This window comes from Frateuria sp. GZRe12 (assembly GCF_051900535.1).
Classification (GTDB): domain Bacteria; phylum Pseudomonadota; class Gammaproteobacteria; order Xanthomonadales; family Rhodanobacteraceae; genus Frateuria_A.
Window position 1 is genome coordinate 686,608 of the sequence record NZ_JBHZGI010000001.1, and the last position, 15,699, is coordinate 702,306.

The 15,699-nt window shown below is 66.6% G+C and carries 14 protein-coding genes; 6 read left to right on the forward strand and 8 right to left on the reverse strand.

Features of this window, described 5'->3' with window-relative positions; all coding sequences use genetic code 11:
• The 4 genes from ACFWZ4_RS03130 to ACFWZ4_RS03145 are packed head-to-tail and all read left to right on the forward strand — an operon-like array spanning position 1 to position 3,757.
• Positions 1-1,359, forward strand: a complete 1,359-nt coding sequence (locus ACFWZ4_RS03130) for a class I SAM-dependent methyltransferase (RefSeq protein WP_439703265.1) — start codon at positions 1-3, stop codon at positions 1,357-1,359.
• Entirely contained in the window at positions 1,356-1,901 is a 546-nt protein-coding gene (locus ACFWZ4_RS03135; RefSeq protein ID WP_439703266.1) for a DUF2878 domain-containing protein, read from the forward strand. Before ACFWZ4_RS03130 ends, ACFWZ4_RS03135 begins: the two co-directional genes overlap by 4 nt.
• On the forward strand, positions 1,894-2,685 hold the full coding sequence (locus tag ACFWZ4_RS03140) for a DUF1295 domain-containing protein (protein WP_439703769.1): 792 nt from the start codon (positions 1,894-1,896) through the stop codon (positions 2,683-2,685). Before ACFWZ4_RS03135 ends, ACFWZ4_RS03140 begins: the two co-directional genes overlap by 8 nt.
• Positions 2,675-3,757: an SAM-dependent methyltransferase gene (locus ACFWZ4_RS03145; RefSeq protein WP_439703267.1), complete on the forward strand. Its 1,083-nt coding sequence runs from the start codon at positions 2,675-2,677 to the stop codon at positions 3,755-3,757. The genes ACFWZ4_RS03140 and ACFWZ4_RS03145 overlap by 11 nt, the downstream gene beginning before the upstream one ends.
• A gap of 298 nt (positions 3,758-4,055) precedes the next feature.
• Here the strand turns inward: ACFWZ4_RS03145 and ACFWZ4_RS03150 are convergent, their stop codons facing one another.
• Together ACFWZ4_RS03150 and ACFWZ4_RS03155 are read right to left on the reverse strand one after the other, a co-directional pair.
• The gene (locus ACFWZ4_RS03150) at positions 4,056-5,192 is read right to left on the reverse strand and encodes an OmpA family protein (RefSeq protein WP_439703268.1); all 1,137 of its coding nucleotides are present in this window, start codon (positions 5,190-5,192) and stop codon (positions 4,056-4,058) included.
• Between the two features lie 344 nt (positions 5,193-5,536).
• Positions 5,537-6,988, reverse strand: a complete 1,452-nt coding sequence (locus ACFWZ4_RS03155; RefSeq protein WP_439703269.1) for a bifunctional 2-methylcitrate dehydratase/aconitate hydratase — start codon at positions 6,986-6,988, stop codon at positions 5,537-5,539.
• A gap of 362 nt (positions 6,989-7,350) precedes the next feature.
• Here ACFWZ4_RS03155 and ACFWZ4_RS03160 point away from each other — a divergent pair, with 362 nt between their 5' ends.
• The gene (locus tag ACFWZ4_RS03160) at positions 7,351-8,028 is read left to right on the forward strand and encodes a TerC family protein (RefSeq protein WP_439703270.1); all 678 of its coding nucleotides are present in this window, start codon (positions 7,351-7,353) and stop codon (positions 8,026-8,028) included.
• A 39-nt stretch (positions 8,029-8,067) separates the two neighbouring features.
• Here the strand turns inward: ACFWZ4_RS03160 and ACFWZ4_RS03165 are convergent, their stop codons facing one another.
• The 3 genes from ACFWZ4_RS03165 to prpB all read right to left on the reverse strand — a co-directional run bounded on the left by ACFWZ4_RS03165 (position 8,068) and on the right by prpB (position 11,300).
• Positions 8,068-8,919, reverse strand: a complete 852-nt coding sequence (locus ACFWZ4_RS03165; protein ID WP_439703271.1) for a hypothetical protein — start codon at positions 8,917-8,919, stop codon at positions 8,068-8,070.
• Positions 8,920-9,147: 228 nt separating this feature from the next.
• Entirely contained in the window at positions 9,148-10,293 is a 1,146-nt protein-coding gene (prpC, locus tag ACFWZ4_RS03170; RefSeq protein ID WP_231320752.1) for a bifunctional 2-methylcitrate synthase/citrate synthase, read from the reverse strand.
• A 122-nt stretch (positions 10,294-10,415) separates the two neighbouring features.
• The gene (prpB, locus tag ACFWZ4_RS03175) at positions 10,416-11,300 is read right to left on the reverse strand and encodes a methylisocitrate lyase (protein ID WP_439703272.1); all 885 of its coding nucleotides are present in this window, start codon (positions 11,298-11,300) and stop codon (positions 10,416-10,418) included.
• 121 nt (positions 11,301-11,421) lie between these two features.
• On the opposite strand from prpB, the gene ACFWZ4_RS03180 reads away from it, so the two are divergent.
• Positions 11,422-12,438: a MerR family transcriptional regulator gene (locus ACFWZ4_RS03180; RefSeq protein WP_439703273.1), complete on the forward strand. Its 1,017-nt coding sequence runs from the start codon at positions 11,422-11,424 to the stop codon at positions 12,436-12,438.
• 295 nt (positions 12,439-12,733) lie between these two features.
• Here ACFWZ4_RS03180 and ACFWZ4_RS03185 read toward each other — a convergent pair whose 3' ends face one another.
• From ACFWZ4_RS03185 to ACFWZ4_RS03195, 3 genes are all read right to left on the reverse strand, one after another.
• Positions 12,734-13,720: a malate dehydrogenase gene (locus ACFWZ4_RS03185; protein WP_439666506.1), complete on the reverse strand. Its 987-nt coding sequence runs from the start codon at positions 13,718-13,720 to the stop codon at positions 12,734-12,736.
• 63 nt (positions 13,721-13,783) lie between these two features.
• Positions 13,784-14,983, reverse strand: a complete 1,200-nt coding sequence (locus tag ACFWZ4_RS03190) for a pyridoxal phosphate-dependent aminotransferase (protein ID WP_439703274.1) — start codon at positions 14,981-14,983, stop codon at positions 13,784-13,786.
• Positions 14,984-15,154: 171 nt separating this feature from the next.
• Positions 15,155-15,664 (reverse strand): peptidylprolyl isomerase, encoded by a 510-nt coding sequence (locus ACFWZ4_RS03195; RefSeq protein WP_439703275.1) that lies wholly within the window; start codon positions 15,662-15,664, stop codon positions 15,155-15,157.
• Positions 15,665-15,699: the final 35 nt, after the last annotated feature.

The following is a 15,699-nucleotide window of genomic DNA, read 5'->3' on the forward strand; positions in this document are numbered from 1 at the left end:
ATGGATCTGGAACTGCGTCCATCCGACGAGCGCGCTGCCGCCGGCACCATCGACCCGGCGCTCCGCTCTGCCGACCTGCCGACCGAGGCAACGGAAGCGGAGCGGGTGCCGACCGGGACTTACGGCGCACTCGACCGCGTCTTGCGCTCCCGCCTGCTCGCGCAGATGGCGCGACTGCGCGGCTGCCAGCTCGTGCTCGCCGATGCGCTCGGCCGCGTCGAACTGGGCTCCCCGGTCGAAGGCAAATCGCCGCTGCGGGTGCAACTGCACGTCGACGATCCGCGCTTCTATCGCCTGGTCGCGGCCAACGGCAGCGTCGGCGCGGGCGAGGCCTACATCGAGGGCCTGTGGCGATGCGACGATCCGGTGGCGCTGGTCCGCATCATGGTGCGCAACCGCGATCTGCTCGACGGCATGGAGCGCGGGCTGGCGCGGCTTGGCGGGTTGGCGCTGAAGGCGTGGCACGCGCTCAACCGCAACACGAAGAACGGCAGCCGGCGCAACATCGCCGCGCACTACGACCTGGGCAACAAGCTGTTCGGCCTGTTCCTCTCCGAGGATCTCATGTACTCCTCGGCAATCTTCGCCCGGCCGGACGAATCGCTCGAATCGGCATCGCGCCGCAAGCTGGAGCGCATCTGCCAGAAGCTCGCGCTCGGCCCCGACGACCACCTGCTGGAGATCGGCACCGGGTGGGGCGGCCTCGCGGTCCATGCGGCCGCGCAACATGGCTGCCGCGTCACCACCACGACCATCTCGCAGGAGCAGTTCGACCTGGCGCGCCAGCGCGTACACGCCGCCGGGCTCGATGACCGGGTCACCGTGCTGCTCAAGGACTACCGGGACCTCACCGGCAAGTACGACAAGCTCGTCTCGATCGAGATGATCGAGGCGATCGGCGCGGCGTACATGCCGGCCTACTTCGCCGCCATCACGCGTCTGCTGGAAGACGACGGCCTGGCGCTCATCCAGGCAATCACCATCGAGGACCACCGCTACGAGCAGGCGCTGAAGTCGGTCGATTACATCAAGCGCTACGTCTTCCCGGGCAGTTTCATCCCGGCGGTGAGCGCGATGCTGGAGGCCGCGCGCCGCTCGAGCGACTTGCGCCTGTTCCACCTGGAGGACATCGGCCCAAGCTACGCCCTCACGCTGAAGGCGTGGCGCGAACGCTTCATGGCTCGCCGCGCCGACGTGCTGGCGGCCGGCTACGACGCGCGTTTCATCCGCATGTGGGAGTTCTACCTCGCCTATTGCGAGGGCGGTTTCCGCGAGCGTTCCATCGGCGATGTGCAGATGCTGCTGACCCGACCCGGTTGCCGGCGCGACTCCTACCTGCCGGACCTGGGCCTGCGATGAACATCTGGTTCAACGCCGTCGGTTACCAGCTTGTGTGGCTGGCCACCGTCTGGGGCGCCACGCACGACCGGGCCTGGCTGGGTCCGCTGGCGCTCCTGCCGTTCGCGGCGATCCATCTGCACCGCCGCGACGGACGGCTGGATGCATGGCTGCTGCTTGCCGCCGCGGGCGCCGGAACGGTGCTCGATTCGCTCTACGCGGCCACCGGGACGATCGACTATGCGTCGCCGTTCCCGTCGGGATACGCCGCCCCGGCGTGGATCATCACCCTGTGGGCCGCGTTCGCCCTGACGTTGCGGCACAGCCTGCGATTCCTGCAGGGACGCTGGCTGCTGGCGATGGCATTCGGCGCCGCCGGAGCGCCACTGGCATACGTTGCAGCAGCCCGCAGCTGGCAGGCGGTCGGATTCCCGCAGGGGGTCGTGGTCGCGATCGGGGCGCTTGCCCTCGGCTGGGCGGTCGTACTTCCCCTGCTGCTGCGCCTGGCCATGGCCATCGAACATCAGGCGCACCCGCGGACGGCAACGCATGTCCATGGCTGAACTCTGGTATCAGCCCGCTTGGGTCTGGGCGGCAAGCGCCCTCGCGATGACGCTGGGTTGGGTGGTGCAGTGGCGAACGCGCAACGCGGGTGTCGTCGATGCGATCTGGACGGCCGGCCTGGGCGGCAGCGCGCTCTATTACGCTGCGTTGGGCGAAGGACTGCCCGACCGCCGCCTCGCCGCGGCGCTGCTCGGCAGCCTGTGGGCCGCCCGTCTGGGGCTGCATCTGGGCCTGCGCATCCTTGGTGAAGCGGAGGATGGCCGCTATCGCCATCTGCGCAGGCACTGGCACGACAACCAGGTGAAGTTCTTCCTGTTCTTCCAGGCGCAGGCCTGGCTGGCCGCGCTGTTCTCGTTGCCGTTGCTGGCGGCGGCGGCCAATCGCGCCCCCTGGTCGGGCTGGGACAACTTGGGTATCGCCGTGTGGCTCCTCGCCATCGGCGGCGAAAGCCTCGCCGATCGCCAATTGGCGCGCTTCCGCGCCGATCCTGCCCACCACGGCCTCACCTGCCGGGAGGGCCTGTGGCGCTACTCGCGGCATCCAAACTATTTCTTCGAGTGGCTGCACTGGTTCGCCTACCTGTTGCTCGCGGTCGGCTCGACGCTCTGGTGGCTGGCGCTGCTGGGTCCCGTATTGATGCTGGTGTCGCTGTACTGGATCACCGGCATCCCCTTCACCGAAGCGCAGGCCCTGCGCAGCCGCGGTGATGACTACCGCGACTACCAGCGCCGCACCAGCCCGTTCTTTCCGTGGTTTCCCGAGGATCCCCGCCATGACCGATAGTCTCGTGCTCGACGCGCCTACCGCCGCCGTCCCCGAGCGCGGCCTGATCCAGCTCGCCGAGCGCGGGCTGGTTCCCGATGCCCTGCTGCGATGGGGCATCCGCCGCCTGTGCACCCAGCGATTGCGTGAGGAGCGCCAGGGCGGCGCGGAGGCCAGCTGGGAGCGCTTCCGCGCCCTGCTGGATGAGCTGCGCCACAGCCCGCTGGCACTGCACACCGACGCGGCCAACGCGCAGCACTACGAATTGCCCCCGCCCTTCTTCCAGCTCTGCCTGGGCAAGCGGCTGAAGTACTCCAGTTGCTATTACCCGCTCGGCACCGAGAACCTGGACCAGGCCGAAGAAGCGATGCTCGGGCTGTACGGGCGCCGCGCGCAGCTGGCCGACGGCCAGGACATCCTGGAGCTGGGCTGCGGTTGGGGCTCGCTGACGTTGTGGATGGCCGAACGCTATCCTGCCGCGCGCATTACCGCCGTCTCTAACTCGCGCCTGCAGCGCGAGCACATCGAGGCGCGCTGCCGTGAGCGGGGGCTGACCAACGTCACGGTGGTCACCTGCGACGTCAACCGCCTGGCGCTGCAAGGGGCGGCCTTCGACCGCGTCGTGTCCGTGGAGATGTTCGAGCACGTGCGCAACTACCAGCGGCTGTTCGAGCAGATCGCGCGATGGCTGCGGCCTGACGGCAAGCTGTTCGTGCACATCTTCTGCCATCGCGAACTGATGTATCCGTTCGAGACGGCGGGTAGCGACAACTGGATGGGTCGGCACTTCTTTACCGGTGGACTGATGCCGGCGGCCGATACCTTCCTGCATTTCCAGCAGCACCTCGCCATCGAGCACCAATGGCGTCTGCCCGGCACCCATTACCAGCGCACCGCCAACGCCTGGCTGGAACGCCAGGATGCAAACCGCGGGCAGGTGCTGCGTGTGCTTGGCGAGGTTTACGGCAAGCCCGCCGCCCCGTTGTGGCACCAGCGCTGGCGGATGTTCTGGATGGCTTGCGCAGAATTGTTCGGTTACGACGACGGAAACGAATGGCTGGTCGGCCATTACCGTTTCAGCCGGCGCGAATGATGCGCCCATAGGGCGGGCTTGGGCATACCTTCCGGCTTCCTTGTTGCTGCAGCCGCAATGCGAGCCGACACCTGCCCGGCCTGGACTCGCATCTTCCAAGGGCACCGTTGGGCGCTTCCATGTGCTTGCAGGTGGCATGCGGTCGCGCCCAAGTGCGCTCCTGCAGGTGAGTGGTTGCGGCGCGCGGATGCGTGGATGCGTGGATGCGTGGAGATGACCGCGCTTCCCCATTTCGATGAAGAATCAAAAAAAAAAGCCCGGCTTGCGCCGGGCTTTTCCTGTTGCATGGCAGCTCCGCTTACTGCTGGACCTGCAGCTCCGTGCGGCGGTTGCGCGCGCGGCCATCGTTGGTGTCGTTCGAATCGATCGGGTCGGCCTCGCCGTGGCCGATCGGGCCTTCCAGGCGGCTGGCGTCGATGCCGTGCGAGGTCAGGTAGTCGTACACGATTTTCGCGCGACGCTCCGACAGCGACTGGTTGTAGGCGTCGGTACCGACCGAGTCGGTGTAGCCGGCAACAGTCACGTGCACCTGCGGGTAGCGCTGCAGGGTGTCGACAGCCTGGTCGAGGATGGCCAGCGAGTCGGAGGTCGGCTCGGCCAGCGCCTTGCTGATGTCCGTCTCGCCCTTCGACGGGCGGTCGAACTTGAAGTTGACGCCGCGCAGGTCGATGACGACCTTCTGCGGGCAACCGTCCGGACCGACGATCGTGCCGGCGGCGGTGGCCGGGCACTTGTCTTCGCAGTCGTTCACGCCATCGTTGTCGCTGTCCTGCGCCGAGCAGTCGGTGGCCGGCGGGGGCGGCGGCGGGGCAGCCTGTTCCGGCGCTGCAGCCGGCTCGCCGAAGCGGGACACGATGCTGAAGCCCAGGAACCAGTCGCCGTAGCCATCTTCCGTCGGCTGGCTCTTGTCGTCCCAGTCGTAGCGGTAACCGGTCTCGATGCGGATGTCCGAACTCTCGGCAACGCTCTTGGACACGCCCACGCCCAGCTCGGCAGCCGGCGAGAAGCCGTGGTCAGCCGCGTTCTTGTGGTAGCTGCCCATCACGCCGGCGAGCACGTACGGACGCCAGGCATTCCAATCGCCGCCGTAGAAACGCGCGGCCACGCCATAGTTGGTGCTCGACCAGTTGCCGCCGCCCACCGCGGTATCGCGGTCGCGGTTGGTGCGGTCGATGAACAGATCGATCGAGGCGTTCGGAGCGATGAAACGGCCAACACCGAGCCCGTAATAGAACTGGCGGCTGTTGGTGTTGCGACCGGAATCGTTGTAGTAGCCGCCAAGGGTCGGGGCGATATACCAACGGCCGTCATAATCGCCCGTGGTGGTCATCGGGGCGGTATCGGCGGCGGCGTCAGCGGTATTGTCCTGCGCGTGAACGGCACCTACGCCGCCCAGGGCCAAGGCAATAAGGAAATACAAGCCCTTACGTTTCATCAGGTGTCTCCTTCAATTATTGGTGTTCGCAGCCGTTTCACCTCATACGGACCGCGCGTCAAACTCACTTTGACTTCCGGAAGCTTGAGCCGCCCCCTCGCTTTTAGTCCCTACGGGCAAGCGGCACGAGTGTAGCAAAACCGTTAAGCCGTTCTCACAACGGCGCAGGTCCCCCGGTGAGGCCTTGTTCAGCAAAGCCCCATCTCCATTGCCGCCCGAATGGCGTCGAAATGGCGTGAATACGAGAAAACCCGGCCGCTTGGGCCGGGTTTTCTCGTCGGGGACATTGCAGGCGTTAGCCTGTTTTCATTGCCGCCCAATGCCATGGGTACGGCTAATTGTAGTTAAAGCGTGAAAAGCCCGAGGAAACGCTGGATCGGCATGCCGTCCAGCACCTTCGGATCGGCAGTGGCTTCCAGGATGGCCTTCACACGATGCGCCGGCAGGTGACCGCGCAGGGCCGCCTCGAACTTCTTGAGCAATACCGGGATGCCCTCTGCGCGACGCTTGCGGTGACCGATCGGATAGTCGATGGAGACTTTCTCGGTGGACGTACCGTCCTTGAAGAACACCTGCACCGAGTTGCCGATGTAACGCTTGTCCGGATCGAAATAGTCCTTCGTGAACTGCGGGTTCTCACGCACTTCCATCTTGTCGCGCAGCGCATCGATGCGCGGGTCGGCCGCGACGTCGTCGTTGTAGTCCTCTGCGGTCAGGCGGCCGAAGATGAGCGGCACCGCCACCATGTACTGGATGCAGTGGTCGCGGTCGGCGTAATTGGCCAGCGGACCGGTCTTGTCGATGATGCGCACGCCCGCTTCCTGCGTCTCCAGCACGATCTTCTCGATCTGGTCGAGCTTGCCGGCCACCTGCGCGTGCAGTTGCATGGCGCATTCCACCGCGGTCTGCGCGTGGAACTCGGCGGGAAAGCTGATCTTGAACAGCACGTTCTCCATCACGTAGCTGCCGAAGGGCCGCTCGAACTCGAACGCATTGCCCTTGAAGGCGACGTCGTAATAGCCCCAGGTCTTGGCGCTGAGCGCCGACGGGTACCCGACGACGCCGCGGTAGACCGCATTGATCGCGTGGGTCACGGCGCGGCGGCAGGCGTCGCCGGCGGCCCAGCTCTTGCGCGGCCCGGTATTCGGCGCGTGGCGGTAGGTGCGCAGCGCGCCGTTGTCGATCCAGCTGTGCGACACGGCGGTGGTGATCTGCTCCTTGGAGCCGCCCAGCATCGCGGTGGAGACCGCGGTGGAGGCCAGGCGCACCAGGATCACGTGGTCCTGGCCGACGCGGTTGAAGCTGTTCTTGAGCGCGTAGCAGCCCTGGATCTCATGGGCCTTGATGGCGTAGCCGAGGACGTCGCGCACGGTGAACGGCTGGCCGCCCTCGCGCTCGGCCTTGCGGCTGAGATAATCGGCCACCGACAGGATCGCGCCCAGGTTGTCCGACGGATGGCCCCATTCGGCCGCCAGCCAGGTGTCGTTGAAGTCGAGCCAGCGGATCTGGGTGCCGATGGCGAAGGCGCCCTGCACCGGATCGAGCTCATGGCTGGTGCCCGGCACGCGCGTGCCGCCCGGCAGGTTGGCGCCCGGCACCAGCGGTCCAAGGTGCTTGACGCACTCGGGGAACTTCATCGCCAGCATCGCGGTGCCCAGCGAATCGAGCAGCATGTACCGGGCGGTGTCGTAGGCTTCCTTCGACTCGATCCGGTAGTCGGCCACGTAGTTGGCGATGTCGACCATCGGCTGGTCGGGATCGGGGCGAACGGCGGAACGGATGTCGTGGGCGCTCATGGAGGGCTTCTCGCGGGAGGAAAAACGGCCATTGTATCCGGCCGACCGTATGGCTGCTCCATTCCCGGCAGGAGGACCCCGTGCTCGGCTGCCTGGAATGACGATCGCGCACAGGTGCGCCCCTGCATGGCAATGCCGTGCTTGACCGTCGCCGGCGCCACCTCGACAATCGCCGCACACCCAAAGGGGAGTAGTTCCGGCACCGCGGTTTCCCACGCGGTGCCGTGCGGTGATCGTCATCACGGACGCCTTCGCGTCCCGGTCACCCCGGCGAGGCCTTTCGCGAACGAGACTTTTGCGGTGGCGACGGGCCTGTGCGCGTGTCCGCCGTCATCGCCATGAGTCACGCGCGGGAGCTTTGCATGGATATCAGCGGTACCGATTTCGTCTCCGGCCTCCTGGCCATCGTGCTGCTCGACCTGGTGCTCGCCGGCGACAACGCGATCGTGATCGCGCTGGCCGCGCGCAACCTGCCCAAGGCGCTGCAGAGGAAAGCGGTGTTCTGGGGCACCTTTGGCGCGGTGGCCGTACGCGTGGCGTTGACCGCGGTCGTCGTCTACCTGCTCAAGTTGCCCGGCCTGATGCTGGCCGGCGGCGTGCTGCTGTTGCCGATCGCCTGGAAGCTGATCAAGCCCGAGGCGGAAAGCGGACACGAAGTAAGCGCGGCCGACAGCTTCTGGGCCGCGCTGCGCACGATCGTGGTGGCCGACGCATTGATGGGCCTGGATAACGTGCTGGCGATCGCCGGCGCGTCGAAAGGCCACCTGGGACTGGTCGTGCTTGGCCTGCTGATCAGCGTGCCGCTGGTGGTGTGGGGCTCGACGCTGATCCTGAAGCTCATCGAGCGCTTCTCGTTCATCGTCTACCTGGGCGCGGGCGCGATCGCCTGGACCGCTGGCCGCATGATCGCCCATGACCACCTGCTGCGCGGCTGGTTCGATGCTCACCCCTGGCAGGGCTACGCACTGGACATCCTGCTGATCACGCTGGTCTGCGGCGGCGGCTGGCTCGCCCAGCGTCGCAGGGCCCGGCTGGGATGAATGCTAAGGACCGCAGCCGGAACGGTTGCGGTCCTACCGTTACCAGCGCAGCTTGGCGAATGCCGACGGTCCGCTCAGGGTCATGTCCAGGTCGGCGTCGTAGGCACTGCGGTTCCAGTGCAGCTTGATCTGGCTGTAGCCGTATTCGACGCCGAAGCCGAGGTTCCGCCACGGCAACCATTCCACGCCCAGCGCGGCGTTGTAGATATGCCCGCTGATGCGGCCACCGTTCTTGCGCACGCCCGAGGCGTCCAGGTACATGCGCAGCTGGTCGTTGAACATGTGGCGCCAACCGAGCTGCAGCATCGGCGCCCAGGCGCTGTCGTTGCTGGTGGTGGCGACCGATACCACCTGCTCGCCGCCCTGCCCCAGGTCGTAGGCGCCATCGCCCGCCAGCGCGGTCTTCACCCGATACCAGCCCGCGCCCAGGCCGATGCCATAGGCGTCGTTGCCTTGTCCGAACCACCAGCGCCAGGCGACGCTGCCGAAGTTGAAATCGAGCTTGGCGCGGACGTCCGCGTTGGCGCTGTAGGTCACGCCGTCATAGGTGATGTCGCGCGCGAGTACCTGGTGGCTGGCGCGGTCGATGTTGTAGTAGTCGAGCGCCAGGCCCTGGTGTTCGCCGAACAGGAAGTCGGCGCGCACGCGCGGCACGGCCTTGTTCTTGTCAAAGCCAAGGTCGTCCTCGAGATTGATGGTGCCGCCGAGGGTGTCGCTCGGGTCGGCGATCCTCACGTCCGTGTCCACGCCGGCGTAGTAGCCACCCAGCCGCACGCTGGCGCGGTCCAGGGCCGGAGTGGAATCCTGTGCCAAAGCGGCGGTACTCACCAACGCGAGCGTGACCAGGACAGGAAGCAGGGACCACGACGGACGCTTGGCGGGATGTCGCATGCGGAGGCTCTCTCGGGATGGCGGGCCATGGTAGCCAGCGCCCCCGTGGACAGGCCGTGGACAGCGCCCATCCACGGCCATCGCATGCTTGTTGCGGAAGTGCACTCGTGGGCCAGCGCTTTCGGCGCATCGCACCCTAGTAGTTCATGCAAGGGATGCGCGCATCCGCCGCAAGCCCCTTCCGCTGAAGCGCCCCTCCCGGTGGGAGGGGACTTCCAGCCGGGCGCCTCAGCGCTTCTCGATCGGCACGTAGGTCTGGTCTTCCGGACCGGTGTAATTCGCGCTCGGGCGGATGATCTTGCCGTCCTGGCGCTGCTCGATCACGTGCGCGCTCCAGCCGGAAGTGCGCGCGATGACGAACAGCGGCGTGAACATGGCGGTCGGCACGCCCATCATGTGGTAGGCGCTGGCCGAGTACCAGTCGAGGTTGGGGAACATCTTCTTGAGATCCCCCATCAGTTTCTCGATGCGCTCGGAGACCTCGAACAGGGTCGGATTGCCGCCATCGGTGCAGAGCTTGCGCGAGATCTCCTTGATGATCTCGTTGCGCGGATCGGACACCGTGTAGACCGGATGGCCGAAGCCGATGATGATTTCCTTGCGTTCCACGCGCGCGCGGATGTCCGCCTCGGCCTCGTCGGCGTTGCGGTAGCGCGCGATGATCTCCATCGCCACCTCGTTGGCGCCGCCGTGTTTGGGACCGCGCAGCGCGCCGATCGCGCCGGTGAGGGCCGAATACATGTCCGAACCGGTACCGGCGATCACGCGGGCGGTGAAGGTCGAGGCGTTGAACTCGTGCTCCGCGTACAGCACCAGCGACTTGTCCAGCGCCTGCGCGTGCAGCTCGCTCGGTGCCTTGCCATGCAGCACATGCAGGAAGTGCGCGGCGATCGACTCGTCGTCGGTCTCCGTTTCCACCCGCTTGCCGTTGTGGCTGAAGTGATACCAGTACAGCAGCATGGAGCCGAAGCTCGCCATCAGGCGGTCGGCGATGTCGCGCGCGCCGGTGACGTTGTGATCTTCCTTTTCCGGCAACACCGTGCCCAGAACCGAGCAGCCCGTGCGCAGCACGTCCATCGGGTGGGTCGCCGCCGGCAACAGCTCCAGCGCGCACTTGACCGGCGCCGGCAGGCCGCGCAGGCGCTTGAGCTTGGCCTTGTAGTTCTGCAGTTCCGTCCAGCTCGGCAACACGCCGTGGACCAGCAGGTAGGCCACCTCCTCGAAGCTGCCCTTGGCCGCCAGGTCATGTATGTCGTAGCCGCGATAGTGCAGGTCGTTGCCACTGCGGCCGACCGTGCACAACGCGGTGTTGCCGGCCGGCACGCCGGACAGCGCGACGGATTTCTTGGCCTTGGGAAGGACTTGCTCGGTCATCGGGTATCTCCTGGATGCAAGGGTTGGGTGCCAGGCGGGGACTCTGTAGGACTGCACCCTGTGCGGCGACCGGATGTGTGGCAAAGCGGTCGCGCACAGGGTGCGCTCTACAGGGAGCCTGATCAGCTCTCTTTGGAAAACAGGGCGTCGAGCTTGTCCTCGTAGGCGTGGTAGCCCAGGAAGTCGTACAGCTCCTCGCGGGTCTGCAAGGTATCGATGATGCCCTTCTGCGTGCCTTCGCGGCGGACGGTCTCGTAGAAGTTGAGCGCGGCCTTGTTCATCGCGCGATAGGCGCCGCAGCAGTACAGCGCGATATCCACGCCGGCCGAGCGCAGCTCGTCGGTGGTGAAGAACGGGGTGGAGCCGAATTCGGTGAGGTTGGCCAGGATCGGAACCTTTACCGCGGCCTTGAACCGGCGGTAATCGTCCAGCGTCTTCATCGCCTCGGGGAAGATCATGTCGGCGCCCGCCTCGACATAGGCGCAGGCGCGCTCGATCGCCGCGTCGATGCCTTCCACCGCCGCCGCGTCGGTGCGCGCCATGATCACGAACCCCGCATCGGTGCGCGCGTCCACCGCCGCCTTGACCCGGTCGACCATCTCGGCCTTGGGCACGACTTCCTTGCCGGGGCGATGGCCGCAACGCTTCTGGCCCACCTGGTCCTCCATGTGCACGGCGGCCACGCCGACGTTGATGAAGGAGCGGATCGTGCGCGCGATGTTGAACGCGCCGCCCCAGCCGGTATCGATGTCCACGAGCAACGGTAGCTGGGTGGCATCGACGATGCGGCGCGCGTCGGTGAGTACGTCCTCCATCGTGCTGATGCCGAGGTCGGGCATGCCCAGCGAATTGGCCGCCACGCCGCCGCCGGAAAGGTAAAGCGCCTTGTAGCCGACGCGCTTGGCCATCAGTCCGGCGTAGGCGGTGATCGCGCCCATCACCTGCAAGGGTTGTTCTGCGGCCAGCGCGGCGCGAAAGCGGGCGCCGGGGGATGCGGTGGGGGACATGGAAGGCTCCGCGGGAAAAGCGCCATTTTAGCGCACCGCCAGCCCTGCCCCCCTGTCCCGGGACTTGACCCTCACGTAACGTGAGGCCGGAACCTGCCGGCACGCACCGAGGAGACCTCCCATGCCGCTAACCGTCGGCGAACTCGCCAGCCGCTGTGGACTGACCGTCCGCACGCTGCACCACTACGACGCCATCGGCCTGCTCAAGCCCTCGCTGCGCTCCGATGCCGGCTATCGCTTGTACGACCGGACCAACGTGGAACGCCTGCACCGTATCCAGGCGCTGCGCCAGCTCGGCCTGTCGCTGGCCGACATCGGAACCGTCCTGTCCGGACCCGAGCAGCCGCTGGGCGAGGTCATCGACCGCCAGATCGCCCAGTTGGACCACGAGCTCGAGCGAGCCGCCCGGCTGCGCGGACGCCTGGTCGCGCTGCGTGGGCAGCTCGCCGCCGGACAATCCCCCGACCTGGCCGAGTGGCTGGACACGCTGGAGCTGATGACCATGTACGAAAAGTATTTCTCGCCCGAGGAACTGAAAAACCTGCCGTTGCATAACGATCCGGACGTCGTGGCGCAGTGGGATGCGCTGATCGGCGAGGTCCAGGCCGCGATGGATCGAGGTGTCACGCCCGAGTCGCCGTATGCCCATGCGCTTGCATTGCAGTGGATGGAGATGGTCCAGCGCGGCACGGGCAACAACCCCGGCTTCATCACCCGCCTGAAAACCATGCAGGACAATGAGCCGGGGATGCGCGAACGCAACGGCATCACGCCGGCCCTGGAGCGATTCATCGAGCGGGCGCTGGTCGACGCACGCCTGGTGATCTTCGAGCGCTACCTGGATCCCTCGGACATGGAGCGCATGCGCACGAACTACGGCGCGGGGATGTACGAATGGCCGCCACTCATTGCGGAAGTGCGCGACGCCATCAACGAGGGCGTACCGCCGACCGATCCCCATGCCCGGGGGTTGGCGCGGCGCTGGATGGAACTTTTCCGCGCCTATGCCGGCGATGATCCGGCCACGCACGCGCGCATCCGCGAGGCCTACGCGAACGAGCCGGACCTGCGCAGCGGCAGTTCGGTGGATCCGGCGATGCTGGCCTACGTGCGCTCGGCGATAGAAGCGATGGGATAGCGCGAGCCAACCTTCCCCCCTGCGCAGGGATGGAAGGCCTCTTGGGTGCCAAGGGCCTGCGCAGTTCATCCATGCACTGTCGCAAGAGTGGCCCCTCACCCCAACCCTCTCCCCGAAGGGGAGAGGGAGCCGGCCCTGGGGCGACCTGGCAGATGCTACGGTTCGCCGATTCGCTCCCTCTCCCTCCGGGGAGAGGGCTGGGGTGAGGGGCCAAGGCTTGCGGGGAACCCGGGTTGAAGCCCGCAAAAAAAGGGCGGCTCCAAGGCCGCCCTTTTCCGCGCCACCAAAGGTGCTCTTACTTCTTGGCAAACAGGTGCTCGACGCCGCCACGCTCCTCGCGCAGCTCCTTGTCGGTCGCGTCCATGCGGGCGCGCGAGAAATCGCCGATCTCCAGACCCTGCACGATGGCGTACTTGCCATCCTTCACGGTCACCGGATAGCCGTAGATCACGCCCGGCGCGATGCCGTACGAGCCGTCCGACGGAATGCCCATCGAGACCCAGTCGCCCTCTTCCGTACCCAGCGCCCACGAGCGCATGTGGTCGATCGCGGCCGAAGCGGCCGAGGCGGCCGACGAAGCACCGCGGGCCTTGATGATGGCCGCGCCGCGCTGCTGCACGGTCGGGATGAAGTCGCTTTCGTACCAGGCCTGGTCGACCAGCGACAGCGCCGGCTTGCCGTCCACGGTGGCGTGGTGGATGTCCGGATACTGGGTGGAGCTGTGGTTGCCCCAGATGGTCATCTTCTTGATGTCGGTCGAGTGCTTGCCGGTCTTCTCCGCCAGCTGCGACAGAGCGCGGTTGTGGTCCAGGCGCACCATCGCGGTGAAGCACTTCGGATCCAGGTCCGGCGCGTTCTGCTGGGCGATCAGCGCGTTGGTGTTGGCGGGGTTGCCGACCACCAGCACCTTCACGTCGCGCTTGGCGTGGTCATTCAGCGCCTTGCCCTGCGGGCCGAAGATGGCGCCATTGGCTTCGAGCAGATCCTTGCGTTCCATGCCCGGGCCGCGCGGACGGGCGCCGACCAGCAGCGCGTAGTCGACGTCCTTGAAGGCGACGTTGAGGTCGTCGGTGGCGACCACGCCGGCGAGCGTCGGGAACGCGCAATCGTTGAGCTCCATCACCACGCCCTGCAGCGCGGGCAGCGCCGGGGTGATTTCCAGCAGGTGCAGGATGACCGGCTGGTCCTTGCCCAGCATGTCGCCGGCGGCGATGCGGAACAGCAGCGCGTAGCCGATCTGGCCAGCGGCGCCGGTGACGGCAACTCGGACGGGGGCTTTCATCACTTCACTCCTAAAGTTCAAGAGGTGGACGTGCGGCCCACCAAGGCAGGTAAACGAAAAGGTTCAGGCCAGTTCGGCGAAGAATTCCTGGATGCGCTTCAAGCCCGGCTCCAGCTGCGCCGTCGGGCAGGTATAGGAAATGCGCAGCGAACGCGGTTCACCGAAGGCGGAGCCGGGCACGCAGGCGACACCCTTCGCTTCGAGCAACGCCGCGCAGACGTCCACGTCGCTGTTGATGGGCGTGCCGTTGTGCGACTTGCCGAAGGCGACGGAGATGTCCGGGAAGGCGTAGAACGCACCCTGCGGGCGCGGGCAGATCACGCCGGGGATCGCGCGCAGCGCGGCAACCACGACGTCGCGCTTGGCGGCGAACTCGGCGCACTTGGCCTGCGGCACGTCCTGCGGTCCACTGAAGGCGGCCACCGCGGCGGCGGTGATCACTTCCGGCACGCTGGTGATGTGGTTGGAGTTGAGCGTGGTGACCGCCTTGGCCACCGGCTCGGGGCCCGCGAGCATGCCCACGCGCCAGCCCGGCATGCCGTAGGTCTTGGACACCGAGTCCACGAACACCAGCCGCTCGCGCAGCTCGGGCCGGGCGAACACGAAGTTGTGGTAGCCGATACCGTCGAACACCATCGAGTTGTAGATGTCGTCGGTGACAATCCAGGTGTCCGGATAGCGCACGAGCACGTCGGCCAGTGCGGCGATTTCCTCGGCCGTGTAGACCATGCCGGTCGGGTTGGACGGGTTGTTGAAGAGAAACACCTTCGGCTTGCGCTTCAGGGCTTCTTCGAGCTGCGCCGGCGCGAGCTTGTAGTTCTGCGTCGACGGGCACGGCAGCACGTTCATCTTCGCGCCGACGATGTCGGCGATGTCGCGGTAGGTGGTCCAGTACGGCGCGGCGAAGCAGATTTCGTCGCCCTCGTCCAGCAGCGCCTCGGCCAGGTTGTAGAGCACCTGTTTGGCGCCGATGCCGATCGAGAGGTTCATGCGGCCGTAACCGGAGAAACCCAGCGCCTCAATGTGCTTGAGGAAGGCATCCAGCAGCGGCTCGGCGCCGCGATTGCTGCCGTACTGGCCCGAGTCGTGGCTGAGCGACTCGCGCGCCGCGGCGTAGACGTGCTCGCCGGGCAGGAAATTGGGCACGCCTATGGAAAAGCTGATGATGTCCCTGCCCTGCGCCTTCAACTGCTTCGCCTTTTCGGCGATGACCATGATCGCGCTGGGTTTGGCGCGACCGACACGCTGGGCGAGCTGGGGCATGGCTTCCTCGGGGGGTGTGGGTGAGGTAACCGGCGGATTTTAGCACGCGACTCGAAGCCGCTCGGCGCGAGCGGTAGGCCGGAACCCCCCGGTGCGTGGCGGCCGCGCTCCGACCGCCCCATCCGCCCTGCGGGCGCCTTCCCCCGCCGGGCGGGGGAAGGGCCGGTTTGCTCAACCGCGCTGGTCGAGCTTCTCGTTCCATTCCCTGATGCGGTCGGCCTGCGCGGCCATCAGCGCATCGACGTCGCCCTCGACGGCCACACGCTCGATGGTGTCGCCCTGACGGATCGCGTTGACGACCTTCTGGTCGTCACCGCCGACCACTTCGCCGAACACGCTGTGCTTGCCGTCCAGCCACGGGGTCGGGCCGTGGGTGATGAAGAACTGGCTGCCGTTGGTGCGCGGGCCGGCGTTGGCCATGGACAGCACGCCCGGCTTGTCATGGCGCAGCGAGGAGTGGAACTCGTCCTCGAACTTGTAGCCCGGGCCGCCGGTGCCGGTGCCCAGCGGGCAACCGCCCTGGATCATGAAGTCGTTGATGACGCGGTGGAACGACAGCCCGTCGTAATAGCCGCGGCGGGCCAGGTTGACGAAATTGGCGACGGTCACCGGCGCCTTGTCCTCGTGCAGGCGCAGGTGGATCGGGCCGCGGTTGGTCTCGAACGTGACGTTGATGGTCATGGCAATCCCTTGGGACGTGGGCGAAAAGGCCGGCA

Coding starts and splice junctions, on each gene's coding strand:
- ACFWZ4_RS03180 (WP_439703273.1), top strand. CDS start 11,422: ATGCCGCTAACCGTCGGCGAACTCGCCAGCCGCTGTGGACTGACCGTC.
- ACFWZ4_RS03160 (WP_439703270.1), top strand. CDS start 7,351: ATGGATATCAGCGGTACCGATTTCGTCTCCGGCCTCCTGGCCATCGTG.
- ACFWZ4_RS03185 (WP_439666506.1), bottom strand. CDS start 13,720: ATGAAAGCCCCCGTCCGAGTTGCCGTCACCGGCGCCGCTGGCCAGATC.
- ACFWZ4_RS03135 (WP_439703266.1), top strand. CDS start 1,356: ATGAACATCTGGTTCAACGCCGTCGGTTACCAGCTTGTGTGGCTGGCC.
- prpB (WP_439703272.1), bottom strand. CDS start 11,300: ATGTCCCCCACCGCATCCCCCGGCGCCCGCTTTCGCGCCGCGCTGGCC.
- ACFWZ4_RS03130 (WP_439703265.1), top strand. CDS start 1: ATGGATCTGGAACTGCGTCCATCCGACGAGCGCGCTGCCGCCGGCACC.
- ACFWZ4_RS03140 (WP_439703769.1), top strand. CDS start 1,894: ATGGCTGAACTCTGGTATCAGCCCGCTTGGGTCTGGGCGGCAAGCGCC.
- ACFWZ4_RS03150 (WP_439703268.1), bottom strand. CDS start 5,192: ATGAAACGTAAGGGCTTGTATTTCCTTATTGCCTTGGCCCTGGGCGGC.
- ACFWZ4_RS03190 (WP_439703274.1), bottom strand. CDS start 14,983: ATGCCCCAGCTCGCCCAGCGTGTCGGTCGCGCCAAACCCAGCGCGATC.
- ACFWZ4_RS03165 (WP_439703271.1), bottom strand. CDS start 8,919: ATGCGACATCCCGCCAAGCGTCCGTCGTGGTCCCTGCTTCCTGTCCTG.
- ACFWZ4_RS03155 (WP_439703269.1), bottom strand. CDS start 6,988: ATGAGCGCCCACGACATCCGTTCCGCCGTTCGCCCCGATCCCGACCAG.
- ACFWZ4_RS03145 (WP_439703267.1), top strand. CDS start 2,675: ATGACCGATAGTCTCGTGCTCGACGCGCCTACCGCCGCCGTCCCCGAG.
- ACFWZ4_RS03195 (WP_439703275.1), bottom strand. CDS start 15,664: ATGACCATCAACGTCACGTTCGAGACCAACCGCGGCCCGATCCACCTG.
- prpC (WP_231320752.1), bottom strand. CDS start 10,293: ATGACCGAGCAAGTCCTTCCCAAGGCCAAGAAATCCGTCGCGCTGTCC.